This is a genomic window from Parabacteroides sp. CH2-D42-20 (genome assembly GCF_003670185.1).
GTDB classification, from domain to species: domain Bacteria; phylum Bacteroidota; class Bacteroidia; order Bacteroidales; family Tannerellaceae; genus Parabacteroides; species Parabacteroides distasonis.
Genome location: NZ_RAYG01000001.1, coordinates 95,032 through 117,716, shown reverse-complemented (window position 1 = coordinate 117,716; position 22,685 = coordinate 95,032). Strand labels below are relative to the sequence as shown.

Annotated in this window: 16 protein-coding genes and 2 riboswitches; of the genes, 6 read left to right on the top strand and 10 right to left on the bottom strand. The window is 43.7% G+C overall.

Features of this window, described 5'->3' with window-relative positions:
- Positions 1-22: 22 nt before the first annotated feature.
- The 3 genes from D7V92_RS00425 to D7V92_RS00415 all read right to left on the bottom strand — a co-directional run bounded on the left by D7V92_RS00425 (position 23) and on the right by D7V92_RS00415 (position 4,245).
- Complete coding sequence (locus D7V92_RS00425; RefSeq protein ID WP_121772061.1) at positions 23-2,086, bottom strand: TonB-dependent siderophore receptor; 2,064 nt, start codon at positions 2,084-2,086, stop codon at positions 23-25.
- Between the two features lie 111 nt (positions 2,087-2,197).
- Positions 2,198-2,395, bottom strand: a riboswitch (cobalamin riboswitch).
- 179 nt (positions 2,396-2,574) lie between these two features.
- Entirely contained in the window at positions 2,575-3,372 is a 798-nt protein-coding gene (locus D7V92_RS00420; RefSeq protein WP_121772060.1) for a DnaJ domain-containing protein, read from the bottom strand.
- 255 nt (positions 3,373-3,627) lie between these two features.
- On the bottom strand, positions 3,628-4,245 hold the full coding sequence (locus tag D7V92_RS00415; protein ID WP_121772059.1) for an HAD family phosphatase: 618 nt from the start codon (positions 4,243-4,245) through the stop codon (positions 3,628-3,630).
- 246 nt (positions 4,246-4,491) lie between these two features.
- Here D7V92_RS00415 and D7V92_RS00410 point away from each other — a divergent pair, with 246 nt between their 5' ends.
- The 6 genes from D7V92_RS00410 (at position 4,492) to D7V92_RS00385 (ending at position 12,971) form a co-directional block, all read left to right on the top strand.
- On the top strand, positions 4,492-4,761 hold the full coding sequence (locus tag D7V92_RS00410; protein WP_121772058.1) for a hypothetical protein: 270 nt from the start codon (positions 4,492-4,494) through the stop codon (positions 4,759-4,761).
- Positions 4,761-5,300, top strand: coding sequence for a hypothetical protein (locus D7V92_RS00405; RefSeq protein ID WP_227804840.1), 540 nt, complete (start codon positions 4,761-4,763; stop codon positions 5,298-5,300). The genes D7V92_RS00410 and D7V92_RS00405 overlap by 1 nt, the downstream gene beginning before the upstream one ends.
- Before the next feature lie 86 nt (positions 5,301-5,386).
- Positions 5,387-5,592, top strand: a riboswitch (cobalamin riboswitch).
- Positions 5,593-5,629: 37 nt separating this feature from the next.
- The gene (locus D7V92_RS00400; RefSeq protein WP_121772057.1) at positions 5,630-7,633 is read left to right on the top strand and encodes a TonB-dependent siderophore receptor; all 2,004 of its coding nucleotides are present in this window, start codon (positions 5,630-5,632) and stop codon (positions 7,631-7,633) included.
- Positions 7,634-7,653: 20 nt separating this feature from the next.
- Entirely contained in the window at positions 7,654-9,018 is a 1,365-nt protein-coding gene (locus D7V92_RS00395) for a DUF5074 domain-containing protein (protein WP_005859612.1), read from the top strand.
- Positions 9,018-10,136: an ABC transporter substrate-binding protein gene (locus D7V92_RS00390; protein WP_036614849.1), complete on the top strand. Its 1,119-nt coding sequence runs from the start codon at positions 9,018-9,020 to the stop codon at positions 10,134-10,136. Before D7V92_RS00395 ends, D7V92_RS00390 begins: the two co-directional genes overlap by 1 nt.
- Positions 10,137-10,199: 63 nt before the next feature.
- Positions 10,200-12,971: an FAD-binding and (Fe-S)-binding domain-containing protein gene (locus tag D7V92_RS00385; protein ID WP_036651737.1), complete on the top strand. Its 2,772-nt coding sequence runs from the start codon at positions 10,200-10,202 to the stop codon at positions 12,969-12,971.
- Between the two features lie 100 nt (positions 12,972-13,071).
- Here the strand turns inward: D7V92_RS00385 and D7V92_RS00380 are convergent, their stop codons facing one another.
- The 7 genes from D7V92_RS00380 to carB all read right to left on the bottom strand — a co-directional run bounded on the left by D7V92_RS00380 (position 13,072) and on the right by carB (position 22,423).
- Positions 13,072-14,448, bottom strand: a complete 1,377-nt coding sequence (locus D7V92_RS00380; protein WP_008772856.1) for an NAD(P)/FAD-dependent oxidoreductase — start codon at positions 14,446-14,448, stop codon at positions 13,072-13,074.
- Positions 14,449-14,845: 397 nt separating this feature from the next.
- The gene (locus D7V92_RS00375) at positions 14,846-15,439 is read right to left on the bottom strand and encodes a hypothetical protein (protein ID WP_036614860.1); all 594 of its coding nucleotides are present in this window, start codon (positions 15,437-15,439) and stop codon (positions 14,846-14,848) included.
- Positions 15,429-16,103: a 6-bladed beta-propeller gene (locus D7V92_RS22585; protein WP_255420290.1), complete on the bottom strand. Its 675-nt coding sequence runs from the start codon at positions 16,101-16,103 to the stop codon at positions 15,429-15,431. Before D7V92_RS22585 ends, D7V92_RS00375 begins: the two co-directional genes overlap by 11 nt.
- A 1-nt stretch (position 16,104) precedes the next feature.
- Positions 16,105-16,482, bottom strand: coding sequence for a 6-bladed beta-propeller (locus D7V92_RS22580; RefSeq protein WP_255420288.1), 378 nt, complete (start codon positions 16,480-16,482; stop codon positions 16,105-16,107).
- A gap of 86 nt (positions 16,483-16,568) precedes the next feature.
- Entirely contained in the window at positions 16,569-16,808 is a 240-nt protein-coding gene (locus D7V92_RS00365; RefSeq protein WP_008779155.1) for a hypothetical protein, read from the bottom strand.
- A 258-nt stretch (positions 16,809-17,066) separates the two neighbouring features.
- Positions 17,067-19,127: a transcriptional regulator gene (locus D7V92_RS00360; RefSeq protein ID WP_036614862.1), complete on the bottom strand. Its 2,061-nt coding sequence runs from the start codon at positions 19,125-19,127 to the stop codon at positions 17,067-17,069.
- Positions 19,128-19,204: 77 nt separating this feature from the next.
- Positions 19,205-22,423 carry a carbamoyl-phosphate synthase (glutamine-hydrolyzing) large subunit gene (gene carB, locus D7V92_RS00355; RefSeq protein WP_005867460.1) on the bottom strand — a complete coding sequence of 1,073 codons (3,219 nt, stop codon included), beginning with the start codon at positions 22,421-22,423 and terminating at the stop codon, positions 19,205-19,207.
- Between the last annotated feature and the right edge of the window lie 262 nt (positions 22,424-22,685).

The following is a 22,685-nucleotide window of genomic DNA, read 5'->3' as shown; positions in this document are numbered from 1 at the left end:
CGCATTTAACTTTTAAGATTGTTTATAGTTTATGTTTATTCTGAAATTTCACGATAAAGGAGGCGTACCAAGTCCGTCCGGGAGACGTAGTTCCACGATGGCGTCCGAACGGGGTACGATCCACATAATCGAAGATATTATCGATACCGACATTGATATCTAGGTTCCATTTTTTCTTTTTCAATACGTTATGACGGGTATTCAATCGCCATAGCTGATAACTTTTTCCATCACCGTCCGTGATATAAAAGCGGGTGGATTGGTATCGGCCGAACAAGGTGACATCCAATTTATACTTTTTCCACGCATGGTTCCATGCTAGTTTCCAATTGGCATTATGGAATGAGGTTCCGTTGATCGGGGTGTAGAGCATATAATTCGAGTCGGCCGGATCATCCGTATATTGCGCTTTGGCATCCGTATAGCTATAGCCTCCACCAATAGCCAAGGAAGATAGGATTTGATAGGTGAGCGATATATCTCCCCCGAAAGAGCGGGCTTTGGATAAGTTCTTGTGTTGCATGCTGGCCTCGATCTCATCCAATCGGTCTTCGGCGCTTGTCGGGATCTCGGTCAAGGCGATCATGTTCTTGATACGGTTGTAGAATCCTGTTACCGTGATCTGCAGGTTCGATGCGTGATATTCTACGCTCGCCGAATAATAATTGGACTTTTGCGGTTTTAAATCCTTATTACCATAATAATGTTTCCACGGGCCGCCGCCGATCTGCGTGATATAATCATCGTGCAACTCCTTTAAGGTAGGAGCCTTAAATCCATTTGAGTATGTGGCTCGGATATTGAAGTCGCCTAGTTTGTACATGGCGGAGACTTTAGGGGTAAACGTAGCCCCGAACTCTTGGTGCACGACGAAGCGCCCACCTACCGTCACATTCAACCGATCCGTCGGGTTCCATTCGTCTTGTACATAAGCGGAAGCCGTAAATACGGAGGCTTTCCCGTTCTCGATACGCCGGGGAGATTTCAAATGATCGTATTGATATTCGAGTCCGGCGCTTAGGATATTGTTTTCCCCGAGATGGAATACGCTTTTGGCTTGTCCTAGGAAACGTTGTTGAGAGGTTTCCAGAATATGTTCTCCGGGATAACGAGTGATACGTAAATCCGTCTCCGGATCGAAGAAGTTCGTAACATCTTTATGATGGTAATTATAGAAATAACTATAGTTACCATAAGTTAGGTCTACCGAAAGAAAATTCAGTCCTCCCAATGTGTATTTAGCTCCTCCGGCCACATCGAAGTTCCGGTAGAATTGATCATAGGTATAATACTTGAATGCGCCGTGCGGACGATAATTCCATTTCTGGTAAAAAGAGCCATCGGCCGAAAGGTTCAGCCGGTCGTTCACTTTGTAGGTTAAGTTCTCCCTTAACGTAAAGTTCGTGGATCGGTTTACGGTTCGTGTCACGGTTCCATCCATTACCTCGTGATGGTCCCATTCTTGGGTCGTATTTCGCCAGCCGTCCGTATGGGTCGTACTAAGTGAGGTGGTGGAATTCACTCTCTTATGCCCAAAGCCGATTTGTACGCTTTCCAATATATCTCCATATGATCCGACACGAGTCGTATTCGATAGGCTCACTTTATCCCGGTTCTTTTTCGTGATAATATTGATAACACCGGCGATAGCGTCCGAGCCATACAGGGAAGAGGCGGCACCTTTTACGATCTCGATACGTTCGATATTGGCGGGGTTGATAATACTCAAGTCGTTTTGTCCGCCGGTATCTCCGTTGATCCGTTTGCCATTGATAAGGATCAAGATGTAATCGTTGCCTAATCCGTTCATCTGGATGCCACTACCCATGTCGCTCGGATTGAAGGTGATGGAAGCGTTCAGTCCTTCCAGAATATCTTGCATACTGCGTCCTTGGTAACTGTCAAGGGCTTTGCCGGTGATTACCTCTGTTTGCACAGGGGCGTCTTTCAGATAGTGTTCGGTACCCGTACCGGTGACCACGACCTCGTTCAATAGCACGGAAAGTTCCTTCGGATCTTTCAATATGCTTTGGGCGCATACGGATTGTACGCATGCCACCAGAATAGCGAATGCTAAAAGCCTCATATAGTGTTTTATTTGTACACAAAATAAAACAACAAGCCTCTATCTGGTTATGTCTCAAAAAATAAATTGAATCGTTTTTTGTATGACACATACTTCTATCCTGGAAGCTTGATGTTATTGTAAGACTTTAGCAGGTATTCTGGCTCTCCTCTGGTTAGAAACCTTCCCATTCCGACTTAGGAACAGTGGCTTTTGAACTTCTAACCAACTTAATGAGGATTACAGCTGCAGGAACAGCTCCGGATTCACACCGGATTCCCTCTCACCAAACTATGTGATAGCTTGATTACTAAAATCGGAGGCAAAGATATGAATGTTTTCTAATATTTAGAAAATATATATGAAAAAGTTTTTCTATAAACAGCCGATTGCGTTTTTGTAAGGTATGATATGTCTGTCCACTTCTATTTAGGAGAAAGAATATTTACATCATAAAGAAGGTAAATGTAATTGGCTGACAATTCGTAAGTAATACTGTTTGTCGAATCTTACTTCAAGCCTCTCGATTGATAGATTCTTTCCTTGGCCTCATTTATTTTCTGGAACTTCTCGTTGGCGGCCTTGCGGATGTCTTCTCCCAAACTGGCTACTTTGTCCGGATGATGCTTGACGGCCATCCGGCGATAGGCGGCACGGACTTCCTCGTCCGTGGCGGTCGGTTCTATCTCTAGCACCTTGTAGGCATCGTCCAAGGAACTTCCTTTTAGGTTCAACATGGATTCAACTTCTCTATCAGACATTCCCATCGCCATCGCTACCTCTTTCAAGGCATTGATCTCGGCCGCGCACACATTCCCGTCACTCTTAGCGATCTCGGCGAGGAACGCGAGCAATTGCAGCCGCTCCTCATAACTTAGGTTGTATGCGATCTGGGTTCCGCATTCCCGGATGGTATTCTTGAATCCCATGTTGTTCTCTTGATCCATGCGTTTGGCTTGGTCGAAAAGCTTTAGCAATATCTCCTCACCTTGGCTTACGGCGATCTCGCCGAAGTTTCTCCGGAGGAACTGACGGACGTATTCCATCTCGCTATGCATGATCTTCCCGTCGGCACGGATGATATAGGATGCCATAACCAACATGGAGAAAAGGAAACTGTTACGTTCCCCGGCGTATGGGTCTCTTCGTGTATGTTCATCATCGTAATTGGTTCCCCCACCGAAAGACTGCCCCGTCATATTTGCCCCTTCCTCGAAGAAGGAGCCTAATATAATGCCGGCTAGAGCGCCTAGCGGTCCGAACGCCATAAATCCCAAGACGCCACCTATCCATTTCCCGATACCCATATTCCTGTTTATCTTATTTGTTGATTACCGATATGCAATATTCGTAAAAAAACGGGAGATATGCAAATGTAAAAGGCGGGTGTGTGAAGCATACCCGCCTTGCGGTTATTTGGAGAGTTGGATCTTGAATGTTTTCTCACTTATCCGGATGAGATACGTTCCGAAGGGCAATCCCTCGTAGCCCTGTAAGCCTATTTGCTTTTGGTAGCGTACAATCTTTCCATTGAGCGTGATCACCATCACTGGCTGTAGCTATTATTGTTCAATTTTGATCCCGAAAATTCGCTCTATTTCAAAAATATACTTTTTGGTTGTTGTAAACAATACGGCTTCCATTCCAATCGCCTTTGCACCCAACACATTCACCATTCTGTCATCCGCAAACAAACATTCCGACGGTTTAAGGCCATATTTGTCACAAAGGCGAAGATAAATTTCCTTTTCAGGCTTGATGAAGTGTTCCTCACATGATATTACCATACCGTCAAGTAACCGGAATATGTCGAATTTCTCCATGACCCGGTAGATTGTGTCGCTCCAGTTCGTCAACCCATATAGTTTGAATCCGGATTGCTTTAACTTTTTTAGAAGTACACGCATACCTTCAATCTCTCCTGTTATCTCTTCAAGATAATTATCTTTGAAAAATGTGAAGGCATCACTATATTCAGGATACCTTTTTATCGCTCCGTCAATCATTTTATCAAACGGGATTATTCCACGGTCGCACATGTTTATAAATTCCGGATCTGATAGAATCTTGTGAAAACCGATTAGCGACACTTCATCATCCCCGAAATATCGTTCAAGCATGGGTTGCAAATCGTGATTTACGAGGACCTTGCCAAAATCAAAAATGAGGTTTTTAATCATTATCTTCGATATTTTTAATTACACGGAAAGGATTGCCGCCTCCTATCCATACATTTTTAATATTCAGTTTTCATGCTTTCAATTCATGTCATTGCAGAGCCATATTCTTGTTTGAGCCAATTTTTACAGATTGAAGGTACAAAGTTATTAAAAACCGAGAAGAAGACGAACGGATGGAGATCCGTTTTTCTCAATCTCACTTTTTATATTAACTTTGTTCCAGAAGACTTCTGAATGCGGAAAAAGATGAATCTACATATTGAATTAGATACGAGCCATCCGGCATACGAATGGCTTGAAAGGCAGGCCGACAAGATCGGTGCGAAAGGACATTTCGGCACTCACGGGCAGCATCACATAGAGCGGGATAAGATGTGTGAGGCCGCCGGCTGTTATGTGATAGAGAACATCCGCATCGCTCCCGGAGAAATCGATGAGATACAAACGATACGTGTTAATTTTGACTTGGCCTACCCTTCGACCGGTAAGCCTTGTTCGGTTATTTCTTGGAGTTGATGGATGACAAGTTCCGATACAGGCTATCCGGGAATCAGAAGGTTGAGATAGCTCAAAACTTGATTGATATCATGGAAAAAGACTCGGGGATAACCGAGCGGACCATTACGTTTATCGATAACTGGATTCGTACCGGTCCCGCCGAAAAGGGAAAAGCCTTTTTCGATGTGTGGGACATCGTCTTGAGAAACTATCTGCCGACAACCAGACCTGTTCTATTCCGCACGTGCGCAGAAATCGGTAAGGACGGCAAAATAGTAAGTTTTACCGCACGATTGGAATGCGCAAGAAGATTCGCCAAAGATAATAGTGAATTCCTAATTATATGTGATACAAAAGAAACGCTTATGTGTGAGGAGGAAGTTTATCGGCCGGGGGAGTACGAGCATACGTTCTATCCGCTTGTAGAAGTCTTGAAGAAAGCGGGGTCTTGCGGTGGATGCGGCTTCTCGCAAAGATTGCTGGATGATTATATTGGCGAGGATGAGTATATCATGAGAATCAACTTAACGGATATACATTGTTTCAAGTGGAAATGAGAAAGGGACAATGATGTTCCACATTTTAATCGGATTTTTAAAAAGTTGAAAGAGGTAATGCGACAAGAATACAGAAAACATTTCCTATCTTTGCCACCGATCAAGGTGTAACCGCTATCCGTTCCGGTAGTGGCTAGTAAAAGGGAATCCGGTGCGAGTCCGGAGCTGTACCCGTAGCTGTAAGTCCTTGGAGCCCCGGCAAATCTTGTTGCCACTGCCTATCGGATAGGTGGGAAGGTAGCCGACAGAGGGTGGACGAGCCAGAAAACCTGCCATGATCTTGTTATGCGACGTTTCGGGTGAAGACGTTGGTAAACCTAAGAATTATTATGCGAGATTTATATCTTATAAGATGTCTGTGCGTTTTTAGCGTATGGTTATTTTCTTTGGGTGTCGCTTACGGTCAACAGATCGATACGACGGCCTATCACGAGCTTTCCGGGGTGGAAGTAGTGGAGAAGGTACGTCCGTCGGTCACCCGTGAAGGTACGCCTTTGCAAATTATGGACCGGGCGGGAATTGATCGCTTGGGAGTACAAGATCTATCCGAGGCTGTGAAACGCTTCTCGGGAGTTACGGTACAGGATTATGGGGGGATCGGAGGATTGAAAACGGTCTCGGTACGTAGCTTGGGAGCGAAGCATACCGCCGTCAGTTACGATGGGGTGACGATTACGGATGCGCAAAGCGGGCAAGTCGATATCAGCCGTTTCTCGTTGGATAACGTGGAGATGGTTTCCTTATCGATCGGGCAGTCGGATGATATTTTCCAAACGGCAAGGGTGTATGCCTCGGCAGGCGCCTTGAATATACAAACCGGAAAGCCCACGTTTAAAGACAAATCGTTTCGTACTTATCTTAAGGTTAAGGGAGGTTCCTTCGGGCTTTTTAATCCCGTGCTGCATTATGATCAAAAATTAGGAAAGCGTTGGAGCGCATCCTTACATGGTGATTTCGTGCGTGCGGATGGACAATATCCCTATACATTAATTAATGGGGAATTGGAGACGAGAGAGAAGCGAAGAAATAGCGATATCCATTCTTTCCATTTGGAAGGTAATCTATTCGGCGATTTTGGAAGGGGAGGCGAACTTTCCTTTAAGGCGTACTATTTTGATTCGGAGCGGGGGCTTCCCGGTTCTGTTAATTTATATAACAAGAACACTTCTGAACGATTATGGGATAATAACTTTTTCGTGCAATCGGGGTATAAGAATGTTCTTAATGAGAAATTTACGCTACGGGCCATGGCTAAGTATAATTATGCTTTTACTCGTTATTTAGATATAAATGATAAATATGCTGCGGGCGAACAAGTCGATTTGAATACACAGAATGAGTATTATGGCTCTGTAGGTTTGCTGTATACTCCTATAAAGTATGTATCGGCGACGTTGACTACGGATTTAACTCGCTCTATGCTGGACAATAATTTTGTGAACGGCCCTAATCCAAAGCGAATGGCCTCTCAATCAGTACTAGCGGTGCAATATAAGAACAGTCGATTCACGGCTACCGGTAGTTTATTGGGAACATATATCACTGATAAAGTGGAGCAAGGGGAAAAACCGGATGATAAGAGGCGTTTATCCCCGGCTGTAAGTTTGTCTTGGCGGCCATTCTCGGAAAGTACTTTGCGGATACGTGCCTCTTACAAAGATATATTCCGGGTTCCTACATTTACGGACTTGTATTACCTCCGTATGGGAAATACAAATTTGAAACCGGAAGAAACTTCCCAATATAATGTAGGGGTAACATGGAGTTCTTCCTGTGGGGATTGGCTGCGGCATTTCAGTATTTCGGCGGATGGATATTATAATACGGTGAAAGATAAGATCGTGGCTTTACCTACCATGTATGTTTGGAAGATGATGAATATGGGCGAAGTGGATATTAAAGGGGTAGATGTAAATTTATCTACACAATTCCGATTGCCCTTACGAATGAGCTTGCTTTTGGCTTCCACTTATTCTTTTCAATATGCGGTTGATGTGACAGATCCGGAAGCTAAGAATTATAAGGATCAGATTCCTTATACACCTCGTCATTCTGGCACGGTTTCCGTAACCTTGGAAAATCCATGGGTAAATGTCTCTTATATACTGACTGCGGTTGGTGATCGTTATGCATTGCCGCAAAATATAGATCGGAACAGGATTGATTCTTATATAGAACAGAGTATTTCTATAAATCGAGATTTTCGTTTTCGATATTTCGGTTTGCGTTTGCAAGGTGAATTGTTAAATCTTGCGAACGTGAATTATGATGTTATTCAGTATTATCCCATGCCGGGCCGTTCTTGGCGTTTAAGTATTTGTTTATCCTATTAGTAAACTATAAAAGTAAAGTAATGAAAAAGAAGAATTTAGTTTGTGTCTCTGCCTTGTGTGCATTGATGTCTTTCTCGTTTGTCAGCTGTGATGATGACAATGAGCCTTCACTGAACATACCAAATGTATCTGTAACTAATGTCAGTTTTACGGATGAGAATCCGGAAGCTTTAAAAGTTAGTGGAACCTTAAATTGGACAGCTCCGTCTTCTGTTGACAATGTAACAAAGTACGTGATTTATGGTTCCTCTGATGGAACCGCTAAAGATATGAAAATTGCGGAGGTAGAAGTTGGAACACATTCATATGCTATTACGGATGTCGTAAATATAGGCTATTTATTAGTTATAGCCGCGAATGCGGAAGGTGAGTCTTCTGTTTATGCTTCCGTAAGAGTTATTGATTTTGTGAAGGATAGTTCTTTCATGGCTTTATATTTCTTGAATTCGGGCAATATGGGAAATAACAACTCTTCTTTATATATGTACGACATAGAAAAGGATGAGGTTGTCCCCGATTATTTCTTGGCTCAAAATGGCAGGGGGCTGGGAGATACGGCACAGGATATGATCGTGTATGGCGATAAGATGTATATCGCGGTATATGGAGAGTCTACGATAGAAGTGACAGATCTGAAGGCAAAATCCATTAAGCAAGTCAAGACAGAGGGGCAGCCCCGTTATATGGTATCAGAGGGTGGAAAAGTCTATATTAGCTATTATAATGGATATGTCGCTCGTTTGGATACCGCATCCTTGGAGGTTGAGGCGAAAGTAAAGGTCGGACGGAATCCGGAACAATTGGCGGTATCTTCTAATAAATTGTTTGTCTCAAACTCCGGAGGTATGGATTACAGTACCGAGGTTGGGTATGATAAAACGGTATCAGTGGTTGATCTGTCTACTTTTACAGAGATAAAGAAGTTGGATGTAGTATTGAATCCCACACGGATACAGGCGGATGAGCAAGGAAATGTATATGTGGTTTCTATGGGTAACTATGCGGATATACCCAATACGGTACAAAAGATAAATACGGAGACTTATGAGGTTACTTCCCTTACGAATTGTCCAAACGCAACGGAGATGGCCTATGAGGATGGCAAGCTATTTCTGTTCTATGCGCAATGGGGAATGTCTAGCCCTGCATTTTTAACATTTGATACAAAGAGCCAATCTGCGGGAACGAGCTTTATTACAGATGGAACCTCAATACAATCCCCTTATTCAATCAGTGCCGTGGGTGGAAATGTCTATGTCGCAGAGTCTGATTATAAGAATAATGGCGATATCTATTGTTTCGGAGGTGACGGTAAATTGTTCAAGAAGTTTGAGGCCGGTTTAAATCCCATGAAAGTAGTCCTCGCTCAAAAAGATAATATCTAATGCGATTACTGATTCTCATAGGGTTCGCTTTCTGGATGGTGGCATGTACGCCATCCGGAAAGCAAACTTCTTCCAAGGAAGCTTTTTCCTCTGATAGTATTCAATATGCCCAAGGTTTCACGGTTCAGCGCTTTGATACCTATACAATGGTGGAAGTTCGTGATCCGTGGGATAGCACCCGTCTGCTTCAACGCTATTTATTGGTAGACCGGACAAAGTCGGTTCCCGGCGGATTACCCAAAGGGACGATCGTGAAGGTCCCGGTAAAAGATATTGTGATTTATACTTCTGTCCATGCGGCTATTATTGATCAATTGCACGAAACCGATAAGGTTATAGGCGTTTGTGAGCCTCGTTATATGGATACTCCTGCCATACAAGAGGGTATACAGGCCGGAAGAATCGCTGATTTAGGTGAGGCTACCTCTCCGAATATAGAGAAAATGATAGAGATCGGCGCGGAACTCGTGATAGCTTCCCCATTCCAGAACAGTAGTTATGGGCCTGTCGAGAAGATAGGGATACCTATTATCGAAGGAGCCGACTATATGGAGGCATTTCCTTTGGGGCGTACGGAGTGGATTCGCTTTTATGGTTTGCTATTCGGAAAGGAAGAGATGGCCGATTCTATATTTAAAGAAACAGAGCAAGCCTATTTGTCTCTAAAGGACTTAACCGCAAATATAGATAATCGTCCTACTGTTTTGTCGGAGAAGAAGTTCGGCTCTTCGTGGTATGTACCATCCGGAGATAGTTATATGGCTCATCTTATCGAGGACGCCGGAGCCGATTATATGTTTAAGGATTTACCGGGTGCCGGAAGTACCCCCTTAGCATTTGAGACCGTGTTTGATAAAGCGATCCATGCGGATATTTGGCTTGTTAAATATAATCAGTCTTCTGAGATGACCTATAAAGATTTACGCTCCGAATATACTCCTTACGAGAATTTCGACGCTTTTAAAAAAAAACGGATTTATACCTGTAATACAGGTGCAGTTCCTTATTACGAGGAATTCCCTATACATCCGGAATATCTATTGAAAGATTTAATCTGGATTTTCCATCCGGAGCTAGTATTCGGGTATTCTCCTCGTTATTTTAGAGAAATGCCCTGATTGTCTTAAAGGTTTCATATCTTTGTTGAAATGTCGTTTCTAGACAAATAAAGGTATTAGACTATGAAGATAAAAAAGGTATATGCTGATGCTTTAACTACATTAGCGAAGGGAACAGATGCCGGGATTTACAGGTTGAATCCCAAACGAGTTGAAATCGTGAGTTGTGAGCAGGATGTAAAACGTGTTCTTGCTGAATGTGAGAAGACTGGTAAATCTGTAACCTTTAAAGCTGGGGGGACCTCTTTATCCGGCCAGACTATTTCAGATTCTGTATTGATGGAAATCAGTCCTGACTATGGAAAGGTTAAGATTTCAGGAGATGGGAGTTTGGCTAAATTCCCTTGTGGTATAACTGGAGAAGAGGCGAACCGCTGGTTGAAACCTTATGGCCGTAAGCTAGGGCCTAGCCCTGCCTCCATCAAATCCGCACGTATCGGCGGGATCGTAGCGAATAACTCGAGTGGTTCTAGCTATGGTATTATCCATAACTCCTATAATACGGTCCGGGATATGGAGATTATCTTTGCGGATGGAGCCTTTTTGGATACCTCTTCGTTAGCGAGTCGCAGGGATTTCATGCAAACGCATATAGGCTTATTGGAGAAGTTGATGAATTTCCGTTTGGAGATCTTGTTGAATCCGGACATGGAAGACCGGATTCTATCTAAATATGAGTTGAAGAATACATGCGGTTATGGAATGAACTCTTTCTTGGATTATACCGATCCATACGATATACTCATGCATTTAATGGTTGGCTCGGAAGGAACCTTAGGGTTTATTTCTTCGGTTACTTTCGAGACAGTCTCCGATGAGGTTTTAAAAGCTTCCGCCTTGATTTATTTCCCCTCTTTGATGGAGGCGTGCAGAGCCATAGCCCCGTTACGCCAATGCAAGGTGTCCGCCGCCGAGTTGATGGATAGAAACGCCTTACATGCGGTAGAGGATGAACCGGGGATGCCGGAGATATTACATTCTTTACCCGAGGATGCGGTAGCGTTGCTGATCGACACGTCTTCTAATTCGGAAGAAGAACTTCAAATCCAATTCCGGGATATAGAGGAGCGGCTAGCAGATATACAGACCTTATATCCGGTATCATTTACGACCGATCCGAAGCTTTACGCTACTTATTGGCGGGTACGAAACGGTTTATTTACTTCCGCTGCGGGAAGACGGCCACGGGGGACGGTATCTATTATTGAAGATATTGCTTTCCGGGAAGAGGTTTTAGGAGAGGCTTTGGAACAAGTGCGTGGGGTCTTGTCGGATTATGGATACGGAAATGCGGTGATGTGGGGACATTTATTGGATGGAAACGTTCATTTCACGATTTTTCCGGATATAAACGCACAGGAAGGTATCGATCATTACGCTTCTTTTATGCGTAGCCTTGTAGATGTGGTACTTTACTACGACGGTAGCTTGAAAGCGGAGCATGGCACGGGACGAAATATGGCTCCATTTGTTAAAGATGAATGGGGTGAGGAGATTTATGAGTTGATGTGGAAGATCAAAAGGCTCTTTGACCCGGAAAATATATTAAATCCGGGTGTCCTTTTAAATCGGGACCCGGATGTGTTTATAAAGAACTTAAAGCAAATACCGTTGGCGAATGAGCTGATCGATAAATGCATCGAGTGTGGTTTTTGTGAGATACAATGTCCGTCAAGGCATGTGACATTGACACCCCGGCAACGTATCGTGATCTATAGGGAATTATCGGCTTTGGCGGAACAGGGGGAAACAAACTCTAAGCGATATAAAGAACTCAAGAAAGCCTTTAACTATAAAGGTAACGCTACCTGCGCTACCGATGGCCTATGTGCTACGGCATGTCCGGTTGGCATTAATACCGGTTTATTGATCAAAGAGTTACGGTGGAAAGAGAATGGTGTCTTGGCGAATGCTATCGCTTCGGGCATCGCCGGGAATATGGGAACCGTAACGGGTATGCTTCGTCCTTTGCTTAAGCTGCCCCATGTGCTTTCAAAGCTGGTGGGGTATAACGCATTCGAGAGATTTGCCTCTTTCTTGTTTAGGGCTTCCGCTCATAAATTCCCGCTTTGGACTCGGCATACACCTTCTGGCGCGTCAAAGTTCAAGGAACTGACGGGTGTAGAGAATGGGATGGAAATGGTTTATTTCCCGTCTTGTATTACCCGTACGATGGGAGCTTCAGCTGATTATAAAGATGTGGATTTTGTAAGTGTAACGGAACAAACAATCGCTTTATTGACAAGAGCGGACTTTACGATTCGTTATCCTGAGAATCTAAGTAAGCTTTGTTGCGGCATGGCTTTTAGCAGTAAAGGGTTCCGGAAGCAAGCGGCGCAGAAGGCAAAGGAATTGAATGAGGCTCTTTTACGAGCGAGCGATAACGGCCGCTTGCCTATTTTGTGTGACATGAGCCCTTGCTTGCTGCATATGAGGGAAACCTTGGATAAACGTTTACGATTATATGAACCTGTGGAGTTTATCTATGACTTTATGCGTGATCGTCTGAACTTTACTAAGTTGCCGGTTACGGTAGCGGTACACTCTACTTGTAGTACAACGAAGATGGGAGTACAAGACAAGCTGGTGGAACTGGCGGGCTTATGCGCGAACCGGGTGGTCTCTCCCGCTCAAGTTACTTGTTGCGGTTGGGCGGGCGATCGTGGTTTCTTCTATCCGGAACTAAACGCTTCCGGTCTTCATTACTTGAAACCGAACTTGCATGGGGCGACGGAAGGATATAGCAATAGCCGTACGTGCGAGATCGGTTTGACGATGAATAGTGGGATATCCTATAAATCGATCGTCTATTTAGTGGAAAAGGCTACTCGTTAAAAATCAAAAACCCCGGTTTCGTACAACTGAAACCCGGGGCTTTGTAGTTTGGCATTCGAAATTATAGGGAGTTTTATTTCATAGATTTTTTTTATTCATATTATGCGTAACCGTTAAGCATTCCGTTGAAATACATCGGTTTTAAAATATATACCTTTAAGATCCAAGCAAGCCATTGCTCTTTTGATGTATCGATCATCGAGAATGGGAATGAAATGTCTGGTTTCTTTTCGTAGTCAAACTCACAAAGCAACACATGACCGTAATCCGTGACGATCGGGCAAGCGGCATAACCGTTGTATTTCTCGGTCGGCTCTTTGCCTTCCATGAGCGCGATCAGGTTCTTGGCGGCGATAGGTACTTGCTTACGGATAGCGGCAGATGTTTTACTGGTCGGGATACCGGCTACATCACCCAGAGAAACGATGTTCTGGTATTTCTTATGTACCAAGGTCTCTTTATCGACCATTACCCATGCGTCTGCGGCCAATTTACCTTCTGTCCAACCTAATCCGGCATCACGAACGAAATCAGGAGCGGACATAGGCGGGGTGAAGTGTAAGAAATCGTAATCCTCTACGAACGGCGTTACGATCTTTTCTTCGCCTTTTGTCTCTATCTTCTCAAAATGTACTTGCTTCGCGGATGTGTCTACACCTTTTACACGTACATTCAAGTTAATAGGTATGTTACGTTCATTATATATTTCTAGCAAGCGAGGTGTGAAATACGGGATATCGTATAGTTCCTTCGATGCGGTAAAATAATTCAATTGCAGCTTGTCGCGTGTCCCTTGTTTCCTTGCGTAATGTTCGGATAATAAACAGATCTTTTTGGGGGCGCCACCACATTTATGTTTTGTATAGGTATCGGTATAAATACCTTTGCCTCCTTTTTTAGCGAATTCTTGAAGAGCTTTCCATGTCTTTTGGGCTCCTTCGAAATCGTAAATAGAGTTTGCGTTTCCTTGTCCCAAGGTATCGTGGGTAATACCCTCTACTTTTTCCCAGTTACATTGTAATCCCGGGGTCAGTACTAAAAAGTCGTATGGAATCTTTCCGTTACTTTTGGTCGTTACTTGATTCCATACGGGATCAACCGCGGCGACCGAGTCCTTTATCCATTTTATACCGCTAGGCATACAATCCTCTTGCTTCTTCCAAACATCTTCCGGTTGGTACACACCTGAGGCGATCAGAGTGAATCCCGGTTGATAAAACTGACGATCGCTGGGGTCAATCAGGGTGATATCCGGTTCATCAAGCCAATGTTTTAATCGGGCAGCCATACTGATACCAGCGGCTCCTCCACCGATAATAACGATTTTACCTTTTGCGCTGCTTGAAAAAGCGTTTGCTTTTCCGGTATTAACTCCCGCGATCAGTCCTGTCGCCGCTAATAACTTAAAGAAATGTCGTCTGTCGACACCTTTCTTTTCTAGCGCATCTAATTGTTTCTCCAGTTCGTGTTTCATCATGTCGAAAGAATTTAAGATTTTATTCGCCGGCAAAGGAAACACAATAAATTACGGTAGCCATGAAAATGACTACTACACGACTTGCGCAAATGATTTTTTTATTGGATAAGACTACTACAAGACTTTCTCAAGCTCCTTTTGTATATATATACTATGCTGTTATATAGTATATTATATATCAAATAGATTAAAATTATATAAGACTCACTTTTTGCGAGATTCTAAAGTGATGCGATCCGGAAGCCAGAGATACGCTGGCACATCCTCCAATTCCAACACGATTCTTTCTTCGATCATTCCTTCCGTTTCCTCAAAGCTTCCAACGATGATCAAATCCTCCTTCCCATCCTCGTTAACAGCCTGCGGCTTAATATCGTACGATCAACCGCAATAAGATCTACCACATTTTTTTTATCTCTTCTAGATAAATTAAAGTAAGTCGTGGGAGTGGTTTATTGTGAATATGTAAATATTTAACACATAAATCTTTATCCATAATGAATAAAAAAGGAGCGAAAGAATCTTCTAGTTCCATAGGTAGCCCTAAATTCTTATTATGTAAGCTCAATAGTTTTTTCCCATAGCAATCGTTTCTTAATCGAGCAGGATAATCAGGCGATACGAAAACTATTTTTGTTTTTATTTCCTCGTCTGTAAAAACCTCGTTCATTATATCGACAACTGCATCGATACAAGGAGGACATGTTTTCTCTGAAAAACAAAAGAATAATTTTTTATCATTACATAAATTACTTAAGAAGAAAGAATCTAGAGAGTCTGTTCCCCAATAGGCTATTTGATCAAGGCATTCATAGTGTTCATTTTTTAGTTCTTCTCTTTTAAGGATACCCAGACTTTCTTTCTCGTATTCAAAATTGTCAACATACACATCCTTCGGGGATTTTCTAAAATGATTCACGCATTGCATACAAATTATGCCTGCCAGTATCCCCAAAAGGAAAATATAAATTGTATTCTCGTTAACCTTCATTTTTGAAAACATATTTTACTAAGACAGGATTCTCTTGTTCCGAATGTGATTGAATAATTCTTTGCTGATCCTCATTTCTTAACTTCTCGGGAAATAGATCATTTAATGGAAGCCCTCCTTCCGGAGTACAGAGGATGAAGTCTTCTCCGAAGTAGATCGGGTAAAGTTGCAAGCCCTCCTTGGTTCGCTCGAATTGAAGCAAGTCATGGTTTTTCCTGTTATAAAACAGTTGGATGTACTTGTTTTGGCGGACTACCATGGCGTATCGATATCTGCTGTTTTGTCCCTGAGAGTCTATTATATAATTTACGCTCTTAGAGGAATAGACATCCTTTGCGTATTGAATTATTTCTTGCTTGCTCATATTGGGATGGAATTCTAATTTTTCGATGTCATTATTTAAATCACCAAAATCCCAACGATAAAGCTCTGTAAAGGTCGCTCCCGATAGTGAATAAATCGTATTAGTCAAAGACCTTCGAAAAGCCTGTGGAAATGGAAATACACCCCTACAAAATACATCTTTTATGTCTTCAGGAAAATATTCATCGAGTATCTCGTTTCTTGATAGGGAATAAAACTTCAAGCGATGGTCGTAATCGTATGTGAAGAAAGCTATCGTATCCTTGTTTTGGAACTGTAGGCTGTTGTAGGCCCCCGCTATTTCAGGAAGTTTCTTTTTCTCGATGAACTTGCCCCCCTAGATCATAGAAAAAGAGAGCGTTGCTGACGGCGCAAAGTACTACAAGGTTCCTGCGGGTCGTATCGATCGCGAAATCTGTTAAGTTTAAATACTCACCCGGGCCGTTTCCTTTCTCGTTAAGCGCGAATTGGAAATGTCCCTCCCTATCGAAAACAAAGATTTGGGATCTCGAATAATCGTGAATATAATATCGATCCTCAAAAAACTTGATTTGGGTTATATTACGGATCAGCGATTCTGGCGTTGTCTCTAACGGAATGAGTTGGATCTCAGAAAATAGATCTTTAGTGGAGATCTCGTCTCGCTCGTCCAAATTCACGGTGATGATATCTGATTCCATATTTTTCTTATCTTTCCATCCCGTACAAGAAAGAAAGAAAAATATGGATATCATCGAAAAATAATAGATGATACTTTTCATGCTTTTTAATCTGGATAACAATGATGTTCTTGCATTCCTGAGAAATAACAATGCACATAATAAATACCACTTATCCAATCTACATTCCAGCAAGTCCCCTCATATCTGCCGCAGCTTATGACTGGGCCTTGGTCGCCATCCGGGCAAGCATGATCATCACTGTCACCTTCTGCTAAAACATCTACGTTTATAGCGAAAAAGATCAAACTGATTAACGCCGTGAATTTAAAAAATCTCTTTCCCATACATCATTAAATTTAAGTGAAACAAAAGTTTGAATACAAATATATATATATATATTGATAGTGTAATGATTTCCATGTGAAAATTTCCCGGAATAAATTATTCATGTTAGATGTTGAGTTTGTCGAGAGATCATTTTCGGGAAGAATTTTTTACTTCAATACGATCTTGTAGCTTTCTTCCCCTCCGGTAGCCATGTGCAATTTGAGGACGTATAACCAACCCGTCGGGCGTTCTGGTGAGATTCTCGGAAAATATTTTTAGTAGTTCATCAGGAAATCGACAAGATTCGTATCCCCATCAAGGGCTAATCGCTTTCTTAAGCGGTATCTTCTTAACTCGATAGCCCGTACGGATACATTCATTAACGACGCGATTTCCTTCGTGGAAAGGTTCATGCGGAGTAAGCAACAAATGCGCAAATCGCCTGCCGTTATATCTGCGTATTGCTGGCGTAAACGATCCATGAAATTCTGGTGGGCGCTATTAAAATAGGTCTCGAACTGCACCCAATCCGCTTGATCGTTCAAGGTAGATTCGATCAAGGAACGTAAACGGGTATATAACTTATTGGGATATCGGTCACCCAATGTCTCTTTCTGCTTATCCAGTTCTTCCAACAAAGCTTGGATTGCCTCGTTTCTTTTTACCAAAGCTGTTGTCTGGAGAGTAAGCTCATTGTTTTTGTTTTGCAACTCCGTTTCCAGCATCTCGCTTTTCATTTGTTGAAGCCTTTGCAGTTCGGCTTGTCGCTCTGCCTCCAGCTTTTCTTGTTCTTTTTTCCGCAAATTCCTTAAATGGTACCGAAGCCCTTCTTGAATGGCGAACCATATCAAAGCGACGTAGATCAAATAGGCCCATACGGTATTATACCAAGGAGGGCGCACCGTGATTTGCATCGTGATCTCGGGAAACGGACCCCGGGTTACATATTTACGTACCCTTAGCTCATAAGTTCCTTCCGGAAGTTGTAAGAAGGTAATTTTGCCGTCTTTCTGCCAAGAAGACCAATCGGCGGATATCCCTTCCAGCTTATAACTGATTTGGTGATTAGGGGTGAATACCGTTGTCCCGATGTATAGCGAGAGTTCTTGGAAGTTATGGGGCAGGTCGATTCTTTGCGTGTCCGGATATAAATAATGTGTACCTTCTTGATCTTGATACTCGATGCGCATAAACCGTGGCATCGTCAATCCTCCTAGGCTTCCCTCTATTAATTGACGAGTGTTGATTAATAGGGTTCCTTGCATGGCAGATACCAAATCAAGAGAATCATTCAAGGGGATGATCCGTTTGCCATTGGTTACCAGATTCAGATCGTAATTATCGAATAGGATCCGGCATTTTAAAGTTCCTGTACCGTTTTTCCGATGGAAGAGTCCGGCCTCATTCTGGATCGTGAGCCAATACAAATTGTCTGGAACCGGGTAAATACTTTCTGCGTTGGCGAATACGCCCAATACATCTTTATTCTTAAATAAAGTGCTTACCGATAAATGATTGTCTGCCGTATCCGGATGGATATATGAACGTCCGATCTCATCGGATATCGGGGTAAACTTATCACCAAACATCAGGCTCCGGCTGAAGTAGCCGAGATTTGTCCGGATATAGAGGCGGTTATCCTCTTTTACAGCGTCTTCCAACTTTCCGATCTGGCTTCTTTTACCTAACATGGCGATGGGAGGATTGATATCTATTTGGGAGATACCATTATCCAAGGCGACCCAGATTAAGTTATTATCCTGTACGCAGATGGAACGTACGATATTATCTTGTAACTGATTATTGATGTTGAGATGTTGAAAGATCTCCCCTTCGTCGTTGGTGATATAAATACCGGACGTAGATGTTCCCGTAAAATTGAGACCTCCGGCGCTAGCGAAAGAAGTAGGGTGCTTTTCCTCGATTTCTTTCGGGATCGTGTAATTAGTTTCGGGATCATCGAAATTTATATATGACGGGAGCGTATCGATCGGATGGTATTCCAGATTCCCGAGTTTGTCGTATAGCCAATAGCCTAACGATGATTTGCCTTGGGTATAGATAGAATCGTTCTGGAAAGATACTTTATAAATAGGGGCTTTATCCGGTAATGGATATGTGTTCCATGTATTCCCGTCAAAAGTAACCAGACCGGAATTATTAGCTACATATAAGATGCCATGATAGGAAACCGCTAAATCCCAATTTTGGCAACTAGCCTTGTAATCGTCTACGGAATAATTTTGTACGAGGATAGAGGGAGCGACCACAGACGCACGCAAGGCGAAAACCGCCAGTATAGATAATAATATGATAAAAGGTAGCCGTCTGTACATGGTCTTTAAACTATAGAGACAAGGCATAAAGCCTTGTCTCTTTCTATTACACGCATGCAAATATAATCAAATTTTGATTATTTGTACTCCTGCCAGCTCTTAATCTGAATATCTTCTACGTTCATATTGCAGAAAGCGTCGATAAAGGCGCTGGCCAGACGGGCGTTCGTGATCAATGGAATGTTATGATCGATCGCCGCACGGCGGATCTTATAGCCATTGGTCAACTCACGTTTGCTATGATCTTTCGGGATATTTACTACCAATTCGAAAGCGTGATTGCTGAACATATCCATGATGTTCAAATCACCTTCCTCATCCGGCCAGCAAACGGCGGTTGCCTTGATTCCGTTATCGTTCAGGAACTTGGCGGTTCCGTGCGTACCATAGATCGTGTAACCCTTGGCATCCAGCATGCGACAAGGCTCCAATAAATCGACCTTGCTCTTAGCTGCGCCGGAAGAAACTAAAATGTTCTTCTTAGGAATACTGTTGCCTACGGCGATCATGGCGGAAAGCAAAGCCTCGTTGAAATCGTCGCCGATACAACCTACCTCGCCGGTGGAGCTCATGTCCACACCTAATACGGGGTCTGCCTTGTGCAAACGGGCGAATGAGAACTGGGAAGCCTTGATTCCGATCCAGTCGATATCGAATGCGCTCTTATCCGGTTTCGTATACGGAGCGTCCAGCATGATGCGGGTAGCCGTCTCGATAAAGTTGCGTTTCAATACTTTAGATACAAACGGGAAACTACGTGAGGCACGTAAGTTACATTCGATTACTTTCACGAAGTTATTCTTCGCCAAGAACTGGATATTGAACGGACCGCTGATATTTAACTCCTTTGCGATCATCTTGCTTACTTTCTTGATGCGGCGGGCTGTCTCGAAGTAAATCTTCTGAGCCGGGAACACCAAGGTAGCGTCACCGGAGTGAACACCGGCGAACTCGATATGCTCGGAGATCGCGTACTCAACCACCTCGCCATTCATAGCGACAGCGTCGAACTCGATCTCTTTCGTTCCTTGCATGAACTCGGATACGACCACCGGATATTCCTTGGAAACCTTAGCGGCCAAATCCAAGAACTCGATCATCTGCTCTTTCGTATGGCAAACGTTCATCGCCGCTCCGGACAATACGTAAGACGGACGGATCAAGATCGGGAAACCTACTTTCTCGATAAACGCGTCGATCTCTTCCATGCTGGTAAGCTCTGCCCAACGAGGTTGGTCGATACCTAGCGAATCCAACATCGCGGAGAATTTATGACGGTTCTCGGCACGGTCGATCGATAGCGGGGAAGTACCCAATACCGGAACATTCTGGCGGTACAGTTTCATCGCCAAGTTGTTCGGGATCTGTCCACCTACGGAGACGATCACGCCCTTCGGCAATTCCAGATCGATCACGTCTAGCACGCGCTCGAATGAAAGCTCGTCGAAGTACAGACGGTCGCACATATCGTAGTCGGTAGATACGGTCTCCGGGTTATAGTTGATCATGATCGATTTATAACCTAGCTTACGAGCGGTCTGGGCGGCATTCACCGAACACCAGTCGAACTCAACGGACGAGCCGATACGGTAAGCTCCGGACCCCAAGATAATCACGCTCTTCTCATTCGGGTAGTAGGTGATATCGTGCGGCGTGCCGTCATAAGTCATATATAGATAGTTGGTCAATTCCGGGTGTTCGGAAGCGATCGTGTTGATACGTTTCACGGTAGGGAGAATGCCCATTTTCTTACGCAAGTTGCGTACGCGGATATTCTCTTTCTCCATATTTCCTTCCGGGTTCTCTACGTAACGAGCGATCTGGAAGTCTGAGAAACCAAGGCGTTTCGCCTCTTTCAATACATCTTCCGGAAGATCCTCGATCTTGTTGTAACCTTTCAATACGTTGGCGTAATCCACGATATTCTTCAAGCCCTCCAAGAACCAGCGTGTGATCTTTGACAACTCATGGATCTTGTCTACGCTATATCCCTGTTCCAAGGCTTGCGCCACGGCGAAGATACGCAAGTCGGTAGGGTTCGCCAACTCCTCGTCCAAGTTATCGAAATGGATATCGTTGTTACCTACGAAACCATGCATTCCTTGTCCGATCATACGAAGACCTTTCTGCATGATTTCCTCGAAGCTCTTACCGATCGACATGATCTCGCCGACGGATTTCATGCTGGAACCGATCTGGCGGCTGACACCCACGAACTTCGTCAAGTCCCAACGCGGGATCTTCACGATCATATAATCTACCTCCGGCGCTTTGTACGCGGAGTTCGGAGTACCCATCTCGCCGATCTCGTCCAATCCGTAGCCCAACGCCAACTTAGCGGCGACGAAAGCCAATGGATAACCGCTGGCCTTGGATGCCAAGGCGGAAGAACGGCTCAAGCGAGCGTTCACCTCGATCACACGGTAATCGCAAGTCTCGGAGTTGAAAGCGTATTGGATATTACATTCACCCACGATACCTAAGTGGCGGATCGTCTTGGTAGAAAGTTCTTTCAATAAATCTAATTCTTTCTCGGTCAAGGAGCAAGTCGGAGCTACTACGATACTCTCGCCGGTGTGTACGCCTAGCGGGTCTACGTTCTCCATGCTCACTACCGTGAAGCAATGGTCGTTCTTGTCGCGGATCACCTCGAACTCGATCTCTTTCCAACCCTTCAAAGATTCCTCGACCAAGATCTGGGATGAGTAAGCGAAAGCGCTTTCCGCCAAGGTGCGAAGCTCGGCCTCGTCCTTACAGATACCACTGCCCATACCACCTAATGCGTAAGCGGAACGGATCATTACGGGGAAACCGATCTTATAAGCGGCAGCCACGGCGTCGTCCATGCTTTCTACGGCTTGGCTAATCGGGGTCTTCACTTCTATCTCGTTCAGTTTCTTAACAAATAGGTCACGGTCCTCGGTGTACATGATAGCCTCAACGGATGTACCCAATACTTTCACGCCATATTTAGCCAACGTGCCGCTGGTGTAAAGTTGAGTACCGCAGTTCAAAGCGGTCTGCCCGCCAAACGCCAATAGGATTCCGTCCGGTTGTTCTTTTTTGATAACTTCCTCCACGAAGTAAGGAGTGATAGGCAAGAAATATACCTTATCGGCTACTCCCTCGGATGTTTGGATAGTCGCGATATTCGGATTTAGCAATACGGTACTGATCCCTTCTTCTTTCAGAGCCTTTAACGCTTGCGAACCAGAGTAGTCAAACTCCCCGGCCTGTCCGATCTTCAGGGCACCCGAGCCCAGAACAATCACCTTTTTGATATCACTTTTCGACATAGTAATTTGGGTTGTTTTGTTTATTATAATGATTTTAGAATATTATACTTTATATTATATCACCGGACCGATGGACACAAAAAAAATGCGTTAGTAAAAGTAACCAACGCATCTTATATAACCAAATTATAATCCCGTAAAATAGAGAAAAGAGCCTCAACCTCCGACATATAACCGGAATAGAACTTCGGATTATCCTTATGTGTCTTGTTTGTCATCTGCTCTCTCTTCAAAATTTCGGCAAAGATAGGGCTTTTGTTTG